Below are 2482 nucleotides of genomic sequence, written 5' to 3' on the forward strand. Positions count from 1 at the left end.
CCTGCTGCGCCTGCGCCACCGCCATGCCGTAGCCCGGCACGATGATCACGCTGTCCGCCTCGTTCAGCGCCGCCGCCACCCCGTCGCTATCGATCGCGATCTGCTCGCCATGGATCTCTTGCGCCGGCCCGGTCGTGCCGCCGAAGCCGCCCAGGATCACGGAGATGAAGGATCGGTTCATCGCCTTGCACATGATGTAGGAGAGGATCGCGCCCGAGGAGCCGACCAGCGCCCCGGTCACGATGAGCAGGTCGTTGCCGAGCGTGAAGCCGATGCCCGCCGCCGCCCAGCCCGAATAGGAGTTCAGCATCGAGACCACGACCGGCATGTCCGCCCCGCCGATCCCCATGATCAGGTGGTAGCCGATGAAGAGGGCGAAGATCGTCATCAGGACCAGCGCCCACATCCCCGCTCCGCCCACATAGAAGAGGAGGAGCAGGAAGGAGAGCCCGGCCGCGCCGGCATTGAGGTAATGGCCGCCGGGCAGCTTCTTCGCCTTGCCGTCCACCTTGCCCGCGAGCTTGCCGAAAGCCACGACCGAACCCGTGAAGGTGACCGCGCCGATGAAGACGCCGAGGAACACCTCGACCTTCAGGATGCCGACCTCCACCCCCGTCTTGTGCGCCAGGACCCCGGCGAAGCCCGTCAGGGCCGCGCGGGCAGCGGCGTCCATGGCCTGCACCGCGGCCAGTTCGAGATGGGCGTTGAAGCCGATCAGAACCGCCGCGAGGCCGACGAAGGAATGGAGCGCCGCAACGAGCTGCGGCATCTCCGTCATCTGCACCCGCATCGCCACCTGCCAGCCGATCACGGCGGCGACGGCGAACATGATGAGGACCAGCCACAGCTTGCCGCTGCCCGGCCCGAACACGGTCGCGAGCACGGCGAGAGCCATGCCCACGATCCCATACCAGACGGCCCGCTTGGCGCTCTCCTGGTTCGAGAGGCCGCCGAGAGACAGGATGAACAGGATGGCAGCCGAGATATAGGCCGCAGAAACGATGCCGACGCCCACAGCGGCCTCCTCAGGATTTCTGGAACATGGCGAGCATCCGGCGCGTGACCAGGAAGCCGCCGACGATGTTGATCGAGGCGATGAGCACCGAGACCGCCGCCAGAAGCACGACCATCTTGCCCGAGGAGCCGATCTGAAGCAGCGCCCCCAGCACGATGATGCCCGAGATCGCGTTCGTGACCGCCATCAGAGGCGTGTGCAGCGAGTGCGAGACGTTCCAGATGACCTGGAAGCCGACGAAGCAGGCGAGCGCGAAGACGATGAAGTGGCTCATGAAGCTCGCCGGCGCCACCGCCCCGACCAGCAGCATCACGACGGTGCCGATGCCGAGCAGCATGGCCTGGCTCTTGGTCTGCGCCTGGAAGGCGGCGGCCTCCTGGGCCCGCTTCTCCTCCGGCGTCAGCTCCTTGGCCTTCTCCTTGGGCTTCTGCGCCGCGATCGCGGCCACCTTCGGAGGCGGCGGCGGCCAGGTGACGGCGCCCTCATAGGTCACCGTCGCGCCGCGGATGACGTCGTCCTCCATGTTGTGGACCACCTTGCCGTCCTTCCCCGGCGTGAGGTCCGTCATCATGTGGCGGATGTTGGTCGCGTAGAGCGTCGAGGACTGAGACGCCATCCGGCTCGGGAAATCCGTGTAGCCGATAATCGTGACGCCGTTCGGGCTCACGACCTTCTGGTCCGGCTTGGTCAATTCGCAATTGCCGCCGCGCTCGGCCGCGAGGTCGACGATGACCGAGCCGGGCTTCATCGCCTCGACCATGTCCTTCGTCCACAGGACCGGCGCGTCCCGGCCCGGGATCAGCGCGGTCGAGATGACGATGTCCATCTCCGGGGCGAGTTCCCGGAACTTCTTGAGCTGCGCCTCGCGGAATTCGGGGCTGGAGGGCGCGGCATAGCCGCCCGTCGCGGCGCCGTCCTGCTGCTGCTCCTTGAAGTCGAGATAGACGAAGGACGCGCCCATCGACTCGATCTGCTCGGCGACCTCGGGGCGGACGTCGAAGGCGTAGGTGACGGCGCCGAGCGCGGTCGCGGTGCCGATGGCAGCGAGGCCCGCGACGCCCGCCCCGATCACCAGCACCTTGGCCGGCGGTACCTTGCCCGCCGCCGTGATCTGGCCCGTGAAGAAGCGGCCGAAATTGTTGCCCGCCTCGATCACCGCCCGGTAGCCGGCGATATTCGCCATCGAGGACAGGGCGTCCATCTTCTGCGCCCGCGAGATGCGCGGCACCATGTCCATCGCGATGACGTCCGCGCCGCTCTTCGCGCAGAGGTCCAGAAGCTCCTTGTTCTGGGCCGGATAGAAGAACGAAATCAGCGTCTTGCCCGCCTTCAGGCGCTCCGCCTCCTCCGTCTCCGGCGGGCGCACCTTGGCGATGACATCCGCCTCCTCCCAGAGCGCGGCGGCGCCGTCCACCACCGTCACCCCCGCCGCGCGCAGCAGGATGGCGACCTCGTTGGCCCGGCGCC

At 67.8% G+C, this 2482-nt stretch carries 2 protein-coding genes; both read right to left on the reverse strand.

The genetic code is table 11. The features are described from left to right. Positions 1-1015, reverse strand: a 1015-nt coding sequence (locus PKD06_RS16995; RefSeq protein ID WP_324382193.1) for an NAD(P)(+) transhydrogenase (Re/Si-specific) subunit beta, incomplete at its 3' end; no start/stop codon positions are given. A 10-nt stretch (positions 1016-1025) separates the two neighbouring features. After that, positions 1026-2482, reverse strand: a 1457-nt coding sequence (locus PKD06_RS17000; protein WP_324382195.1) for a Re/Si-specific NAD(P)(+) transhydrogenase subunit alpha, incomplete at its 5' end; no start/stop codon positions are given.

It is taken from the genome of Enterovirga sp., assembly GCF_035325185.1.
In the GTDB taxonomy this organism is placed as follows: Bacteria; Pseudomonadota; Alphaproteobacteria; order Rhizobiales; family Beijerinckiaceae; genus Enterovirga.